The organism is Polaromonas sp. P1_E1_2, from assembly GCF_056406035.1.
On record NZ_JBFUAZ010000022.1, the window covers coordinates 22,316 to 29,731 of the forward strand.

Genomic DNA, 7,416 nt, shown 5'->3' on the forward strand with positions numbered 1-7,416 from the left:
GGCGCCATGAAATCTTCTTCCGCTTCTTCTGACCTCCACGACCTGGGCGTTGCCCAGCTGGCCGCCAGACTGGCCGCCCGCGAAGTCTCCAGTGTTGAGGTCACGCAACATTTCCTGGCCCGGATCCGGCAGGAAAACCTGGGCGCCTTCCTGGCCACCAGCCCCGACGTGTCGCTGACGCAGGCCAGGGCCGCCGATGTCCGCCTCGCCGCCGGTGAGCGCACGCCCCTGCTGGGCGTACCGCTGGCGCACAAGGACGTTTTCGTTACGCGCGACTTCCCCACGACAGCCGGCTCAAAAATCCTGGAAAACTACCGCAGCCCCTTTGATGCGACCGTGGTGGGCAAGCTCGGCGCAGCCGGCATGGTCACACTGGGCAAGCTCAACTGCGACGAGTTCGCCATGGGCTCGGGCAACGACAACAGCGCCTACAAACCGGTGAAAAACCCCTGGGACCTGGAACGCATTCCGGGCGGCTCCTCGGGCGGCTCGGCGGCCGCCGTTGCGGCCCGCCTGGTGCCCGCCGCGACAGGCACCGACACCGGCGGCTCGATCCGCCAGCCTGCGTCGCTCACCGGCATCACCGGCATCAAGCCCACCTACGGCCGCTGCTCACGCTACGGCATGGTGGCCTTTGCCTCCAGCCTGGACCAGGCCGGCCCGATGGCGCGCAGCGCGCTCGACTGCGCCCTGCTGCTCTCCAGCATGGCCGGGCCCGACCCCGACCGTGACTCCACGTCGCTGGACCTGCCCGTCACTGACTATGCTACTGATTTGATAGCTGCCGGCGCCCAACCTGCGGGCGCAAAACCGTTAAAAGGCTTGAGAATCGGGCTGCCCACGCAATTCTTCGGTGCGGGTTGCGCACCTGACGTGCTGGCCGCCGTGCGCGCCGCACTGGCCGAATACGAAAAGCTGGGCGCCACATTGGTTGACGTGAGCCTGCCGCTCACCGAACTCTCCATTCCGGTGTACTACGTGATCGCGCCGGCCGAGGCCAGCAGCAATCTGAGCCGCTTTGACGGCGTGCGCTATGGGCACCGCGCGGCGCACTACACCGACCTCAACGACATGTACAAGAAGTCGCGTTCGGAAGGTTTTGGTGACGAGGCCACGCGCCGCATCATGATCGGCACCTACGTGCTGTCGCACGGTTACTACGACGCCTACTATCTCAAGGCGCAGAAAATCCGCCGCCTGATCGCGCAGGATTTCCAGACCGCCTTCACGCAGTGCGACATCATTGCGGGCCCCGTTTCACCCACGGTAGCCTGGAAGATCGGCGAAAAGTCGGACGACCCGGTGGCCAGCTACCTCGCCGACATCTACACGCTCTCATCGAGCCTCGCCGGCCTGCCAGGCATGAGCGTGCCGGCGGGCTTCGGCACGAGCGGCATGCCTGTGGGCCTGCAGTTGATCGGCAACTACTTCAAGGAAGCGCAACTGCTGGGCGCCGCGCACCAGTTTCAGTTGGCTACCGACTGGCACCTGCGCCAGCCCCCAAGCCTTTGAGTGATTTGACATGAGCCAGACCCAATCCACCGTCAACCCTTTCGCCGAAATGCAAGCCGGTCGCCCCACCGGGCCGCTGGTGCAAGGTTACGAAGTCATCATCGGCTTTGAAACCCACACGCAGCTCACCACGCAATCGAAAATTTTCAGCCGCGCCTCTACCGCCTTCGGCGCCGAGCCGAACACACAGGCCTGCGCCGTGGACCTCGCCCTGCCCGGCGCTCTGCCGGTGATGAACAGGGGTGCTGTGCAGCGCGCCATCGAGTTCGGCCTGGCCGTCAACGCGCACATCGCCGAGCAAAGCGTGTTCGCGCGCAAGAATTACTTCTACCCCGATCTGCCCAAGGGCTACCAGATCAGCCAGTTCGAGATTCCGGTGGTGCAAGGCGGCAGCGTCGAGTTTTTCCTGGACGGCGAGGAACGCGCGGTGCGCCTGGTGCGCGCCCACCTTGAGGAAGACGCGGGCAAGTCGCTGCATGAAGATTTCATTGGCATGAGCGGTATCGATTTGAACCGCGCCGGCACGCCGCTTCTCGAAATCGTGACCGAGCCCGACATGCGTTCGTCCGCTGAGGCGGTGGCGACCGCCGCTGGTGATTTCGCGCGAGTGGGTGGAGACGACGCGCGCGCGGATGTCGGAGCTTCCACGCGTGATGGCGCAGCGGTTCGTGAGCGACTACAGCCTGCCTGAATACGACGCGGGCCAGCTCACGCAAAGCAAGGCCGTGGCCGCCTACTTTGAAAACGTAACTCAACTTGGCATTGAGGCGCTGGATAAGAGCAACCCGGAAATATTCCAAACCCGAAATGTGGAAAGCCATTGGCGACCACGGATGGCAAAACTGGCCAGCAACTGGATCATGGGGGAAGTTTCGCGCCGCTTAAATACTGAGGAGCGTGACATCGAAACGGTATCGATCTCGCCAGAGCAACTAGGGAAAATGATTGCTCGAATAGTCATCGAGACCATCTCCAACAACGCCGCCAGACAGGTGTTTGATGCTCTCTGGACCGGCGAGGGCCAGGACGTAGACGCCATCATCGAGGCCAAGGGCCTCAAACAGATGAGCGACACCGGCGAGCTCGAGAAAATCATCGACGATGTTCTTGCTGCCAACGCCAAAAACGTCGAGGAAGTTCGATCGGGCAATGCCAAAGCCTTCAATGCACTGGTCGGCCAGGCCATGAAAGCCACCAAAGGCAAAGCCAATCCGGCCCAGGTGAACGAGTTGCTCAAAAAGAAGCTGGGCTGACCGTTCTGACGGAGTTAACAGCGGCCCAGGGGCGAGCCGCTAATTTTTTGCGGCGCCAGCAACACCACTGGCCGCAATGGCAGGCGCGCCGGCAACGGCCCACAGCTGCTTGAGCTTGACCAGCTCTTCGTCAAACCGCTGGTTGACGCGTTTTTTTTCCTGCTCCTGGTCCAGGATGAACTTCTTCTGCACCAGGGCGCTGTTGTCGTTTTCCTCGATCCTGCGTTTCAGCGCAGGAGGTGCCTTGGCGGGGTCTTTCGCGTAGAACTCGAGCTCGCTGTTGATGCTCTTGCGCTGCGCGGCCAGTTCCACCGTTCTTTTGCTCGCAGCCTTGATGACCTCATCGATCTGGGCCAGCGCGGTGACGCGTTCCTGGTCGTGCACTTCCCGGCGCGGATAGCGCAGCAACAGGGCGCGGTCACGCCGTTTTTCCTCGGCTTCGCGTGCGCGCACTTCGGCTGCGGCCTTCTCTTTTTCCTCGAGGGCGGTGCGCTCCTGCACGGTCAACGACGGGCCCACCTGGCGCTTGACCAGGCCGGTGGGGCCCAGTTCCTGTTGCGTGCGGTCTATGCATTCAATGATCGGGCGATCTGCCGTGATCTTGCGGCCCTTGCCGTCAACACAGGTGTAGATGTTTTGCGCTGCGACGGGGACGGCCAGGCACATGAGTGAAACACAGATGACCGTGAACAGGGTTCGCAGGAGCAATTCGAATCCTTAATTGACGCCGTATCGTTCCCGATAGGCCAGCACCGACTGGTAGTGCGCTTGCAAAGATAACGTTTCAGGAGCGCTTATAGCCGACGTGCCGCCCTGCCTGGAGAGATACTGCAGCAAGTCGGTCAGGCGCGCAATCGCACAAACCTGCAACCCCAACTGATTCGTAACATATTGCACAGCACTGTGGTTCACATCCACACCGTTTTCGGTGGCCTTCTCCTGCCGGTCCAGCGCCAGCGCCACAGCGTGGGGAATGGCCCCGGCTGCCCGGATGATGGCAATGGATTCGCGGGCGGCGGTGCCTGCGGACATCACGTCGTCAATGATCAGCACACGGCCTTTGACGGGTGCGCCGACCAGCGTGCCGCCTTCGCCATGGTCCTTGGCCTCCTTGCGGTTGTAGGCAAACGGAAAATTGCGCCCCAGCCGCGCCAGCTCGACGGCCACCGCGGCAGCCAGCGGAATGCCCTTGTAGGCGGGCCCGAAAATCATGTCGAATTCAAGACCGCTGCGCTCTTCTTCGGCCAGCAGGTGGCGCGCATAGAATTGCGCCAGCCGGCCCAGCTTGGCCCCGTCGTCAAACAGGCCGGCATTGAAAAAATAGGGGCTCATGCGCCCGGCCTTGGTCTTGAATTGCCCGAAGCGCAGCACGCCTGATTCGACGGCAAACTGCACGAATTCCTGTGCCAGCGCACCGTCCGCAGAATGCGCTTCGTCCTTGTTGTCCAGTTTCCCTGCCGTGCTCATTTGAAAGTCCCATGTTTAAATTAACCAGCCTCAACCTCAACGGTATCCGCTCCGCAGCCAGCAAGGGGTTGCTGGACTGGGTTGCACAATCCATGCCGGATTGTATTTGTGTGCAGGAGCTCAAGGCCCAGGCCGCCGACATGAGCGGCCGGTTCGAGGAAATCGCCGGCATGAAAGGCCATTTTCATTTCGCCGAGAAAAAAGGCTACTCCGGGGTCGGCGTGTACACGAGGCACGAACCCAGCGACGTCATCGTGGGCTACGGCTCCGCCGAATTCGATGCCGAAGGACGTTATGTGGAACTGCGCTTTGACAGACCCGGGCGCAAGCAAAGCCCCAAGCTGTCCATCATCAGCTGCTATTTCCCGAGCGGCTCTTCGGGCGAGGAACGCCAGGCCGCCAAGTTCCGCTTCCTGGCCGAGTTTTATCCGCGCCTGCTGGCCCTGAAGGAAACGCGCGACTTCGTGCTGTGCGGCGACATCAATATCGCGCACCAGGAAATCGACCTGAAAAACTTCAAGGGTAATAAGAAGAACAGCGGCTTCCTGCCCGAAGAACGCGCCTGGATGACCGAGCTGCTGCGCGATGCCGAGCTGGCCAACGAAGCCGCACAGGAGCTGACACAGCGCACAGGCCCCTCGGTCAAGGGCGGCGGTATGGTCGATGTCTACCGAAAGCTGCAGCCCACAGCCACGGACGCGGCCTACACCTGGTGGAGCAACCGCGGCCAGGCCTATGCCAAGAACGTAGGATGGCGGCTGGACTATCACCTCGCCACCCCGGCGTTTGCCGCGCTGGCCCGCAGCGAACATATCTACAAGGAACAGCGGTTTTCCGACCACGCACCCATGAGCGTGGACTATGAGTTTGGACTTTGACCCCCGCCCAGGCTCACTGCGTGTAGCCCTTTTCCCCTTCCAGGGGGCGGCGCCTGCGGTCTGGCAAAGCCAGTCCCGCGGCCCCTGCTGGTGAATACCCCGCTGGTTAGTCCCTGAATTTTCAACCCAGCMGGGGCCGCGGAGCCGGCTTTGCCGGGCCGCAGGCGCMGTCCCCTGCAAGGGGAAAAGGGCTACACGMAGTGAGCCCGATAGGGGTGTGCTAATTTTTACCGTGGGGGCTCACCATCCAAACCCCATATGCAGCGGCAAATACACCGCCATGCCGGCCAGGATGGTGCCCAGCACGCCGTGACGCCAGTAATACCAGGCGGTGCCGGCGACTACCGCAAACAGCCGCGCGTCTTTCCAGGTTGCGATGAAATGGCCCTGCGTCATCACCATTTCCGGCACGATCACTGCGGCCAGCGCAGCAATGGGCGCGTAGTGCAGGCCGCGCTGCGCCCAGCCTGGCAGCGTCCAGGGCTTGCTGGAGAGAAAAAAGAAGGAGCGCGTGAGGACGGTCATCAGCGTCATGCCGATGATGGTCACCACCGTCCAGAGATCGGTCTGGTTCATGCTGCGTCTCCGGTTCCGGGAGTGGATACCGCAGGCTTGGCCGGCGCTGATTTTTCCAGCGCCAGGCAGACGATGACGGCTAYGGCAATGCCCACCAGGATATTGAGCTTGAGCGGCAAGGCGAAGGTGGCGACAGCGGCGGCACCCGCGATGGCTGCAGACACCGCTCGCAGGCGGGTGGTGGCCAGCGACCACATGATGCCCAGCAGCGCCAGGATGCCGGCAAAGCCCAAGCCCCAGGACAGCGGAATGGAATTGGCCAGCGCAATGCCCACCAGCGTGGCACCCACCCAGCTGACCCAGCTCATGCCGCAGCTGCCGACCCAGTAGGCGTCCTGGGCTTCAATGCCGGCAGCATCGGCGGCCGGGTGCGGGAAGCGTTTGGTAAAAAGCACATAGTTCAGGTCGGCCATGCCGTAGCCAAAAGCCATGCGGCGCCACAGGCTCTGGTGCATCACATAGGGGCGCAGGTGAGCGCTGAAGACCATGAAGCGCAGGTTGACGCAAAACGAGGTAGCCAGAATCACCCACATGGGTGCGCCCGCCACGATGAGAGGCAAGGCTGCCAGTTGGGAACTGCCGGCAAAAACCAGCACCGCCATCAGCAGCACCTCGATAAGACTCATGCCCGACTTCACCATTGCCACGCCCGTCATCAGGCCCCAGGCGGCGATGCCAGGTGCAACGCTAGCGAGCTCACTCACCCCGAGCCGGAAGTCCGGATGCTTGAAGAATGTCTTCACAAAAACCCCGCCCTTTTCTGTTCCGTCATTTTTTTCACCCCTGTTTGGCGATATCCGGTTGAATGAAGACCATGCCGGGACGGATCTCAAACCCCCGCAAAAACTCGGACGCATCCAGCGCCTTGCCGCCGGCTTTTTGAAGGCGGCTCACACGTAGAACGCCGTCGGCGGCACAAATGTCCACACCTTGTGGCCCTGCGGCAAGGACTTCACCGGCCTGGGCATCCCCCGGCCGACGCGCATTCGCCAGAACTTCGGCACGCCAGAACTTGAGGGTTTGCCCGTCTACAACACCGGCCGCGCCGGGAAACGGGTTGAACGCCCGGATCCGCCGCTCGAGTACGGAAGCGCCTTGCGACCAGTCCAGTAATGCCTCATGTTTTTCAATTTTGTGTGCGTAAGTGATGCCGTCCGCGGGCTGAGAGACCGCGTGCAGGCCTCCGCACGCAGCGATCTCGAGGGCCTCCACGATGAGCCGCCCGCCCAGATTGGCCAGCTTGTCGTGCAGCGAAGCCGTGGTGTCGCCGGGTGYGATGCGCAGCTTTTCCGTCAGGAGCATGTCGCCCGTGTCCAGCCCGGCATCCATTTGCATGATGGTGACGCCGGTTTCCGGATCACCGGCTTCGATGGCCCGGTGAATCGGCGCGGCACCGCGCCATCTCGGCAACAGCGACGCGTGGATATTGAGGCAGCCCGACCGCGGTACATCCAGAACCCACTGCGGAAGAATGAGTCCATAGGCCGCCACCACCATGACGTCCGCGCGCGCTGCGGTGATGGCTTCGTGCGCCGCGGCTGCATCGCCAGGGAATTTGCCGTCCAGCCGCAAGCTTCTGGGTTGGGCGATGGGTGTGTGTGAGGTTTCGGCCCATTGCTTGACGGGCGAAGCCTGCAGTTTCATGCCGCGGCCTGCGGGGCGGTCAGGCTGGCTCAGTACGAGGGGAATCTCAAAACCGGCCGCATGCAGTTTTTCAAGGGCCACACGGG

Annotated in this window: 7 protein-coding genes and 1 pseudogene; 3 read left to right on the forward strand and 5 right to left on the reverse strand. The window is 62.4% G+C overall.

Annotated elements, in window-relative coordinates:
- Nucleotides 1-6: 6 nt before the first annotated feature.
- Both gatA and gatB read left to right on the forward strand, forming a co-directional pair.
- A complete protein-coding gene (gene gatA, locus AC1D1P_RS02755) occupies nucleotides 7-1,512 on the forward strand; it encodes an Asp-tRNA(Asn)/Glu-tRNA(Gln) amidotransferase subunit GatA (RefSeq protein WP_477672020.1) in 1,506 nt (501 codons plus the stop codon).
- 49 nt (nucleotides 1,513-1,561) lie between these two features.
- Nucleotides 1,562-2,765 (forward strand): annotated as a pseudogene (gatB, locus tag AC1D1P_RS02760) (Asp-tRNA(Asn)/Glu-tRNA(Gln) amidotransferase subunit GatB).
- Nucleotides 2,766-2,804: 39 nt separating this feature from the next.
- Here gatB and AC1D1P_RS02765 read toward each other — a convergent pair.
- Together AC1D1P_RS02765 and pyrE are read right to left on the reverse strand one after the other, a co-directional pair.
- Nucleotides 2,805-3,431 (reverse strand): DUF4124 domain-containing protein, encoded by a 627-nt coding sequence (locus AC1D1P_RS02765; RefSeq protein ID WP_477670737.1) that lies wholly within the window; start codon nucleotides 3,429-3,431, stop codon nucleotides 2,805-2,807.
- Nucleotides 3,432-3,482: 51 nt separating this feature from the next.
- Entirely contained in the window at nucleotides 3,483-4,232 is a 750-nt protein-coding gene (pyrE, locus tag AC1D1P_RS02770; protein WP_477670258.1) for an orotate phosphoribosyltransferase, read from the reverse strand.
- Nucleotides 4,233-4,243: 11 nt separating this feature from the next.
- Between pyrE and AC1D1P_RS02775 the strand changes: the two genes are divergently transcribed.
- A complete protein-coding gene (locus AC1D1P_RS02775) occupies nucleotides 4,244-5,110 on the forward strand; it encodes an exodeoxyribonuclease III (protein ID WP_477670259.1) in 867 nt (288 codons plus the stop codon).
- Between the two features lie 240 nt (nucleotides 5,111-5,350).
- Here the strand turns inward: AC1D1P_RS02775 and AC1D1P_RS02780 are convergent, their stop codons facing one another.
- From AC1D1P_RS02780 to fmt, 3 genes are all read right to left on the reverse strand, one after another.
- The gene (locus AC1D1P_RS02780; protein ID WP_477670632.1) at nucleotides 5,351-5,686 is read right to left on the reverse strand and encodes an AzlD domain-containing protein; all 336 of its coding nucleotides are present in this window, start codon (nucleotides 5,684-5,686) and stop codon (nucleotides 5,351-5,353) included.
- Nucleotides 5,683-6,429, reverse strand: a complete 747-nt coding sequence (locus tag AC1D1P_RS02785; RefSeq protein ID WP_477672021.1) for an AzlC family ABC transporter permease — start codon at nucleotides 6,427-6,429, stop codon at nucleotides 5,683-5,685. The genes AC1D1P_RS02780 and AC1D1P_RS02785 overlap by 4 nt, the downstream gene beginning before the upstream one ends.
- 34 nt (nucleotides 6,430-6,463) lie before the next feature.
- Nucleotides 6,464-7,416: methionyl-tRNA formyltransferase (gene fmt / locus AC1D1P_RS02790; RefSeq protein ID WP_477672022.1), on the reverse strand; the 953-nt coding region annotated here is incomplete at its 5' end.

Coding starts and splice junctions, on each gene's coding strand:
- AC1D1P_RS02775 (WP_477670259.1), top strand. CDS start 4,244: ATGTTTAAATTAACCAGCCTCAACCTCAACGGTATCCGCTCCGCAGCC.
- AC1D1P_RS02780 (WP_477670632.1), bottom strand. CDS start 5,686: ATGAACCAGACCGATCTCTGGACGGTGGTGACCATCATCGGCATGACG.
- AC1D1P_RS02765 (WP_477670737.1), bottom strand. CDS start 3,431: ATGTGCCTGGCCGTCCCCGTCGCAGCGCAAAACATCTACACCTGTGTT.
- gatA (WP_477672020.1), top strand. CDS start 7: ATGAAATCTTCTTCCGCTTCTTCTGACCTCCACGACCTGGGCGTTGCC.
- pyrE (WP_477670258.1), bottom strand. CDS start 4,232: ATGAGCACGGCAGGGAAACTGGACAACAAGGACGAAGCGCATTCTGCG.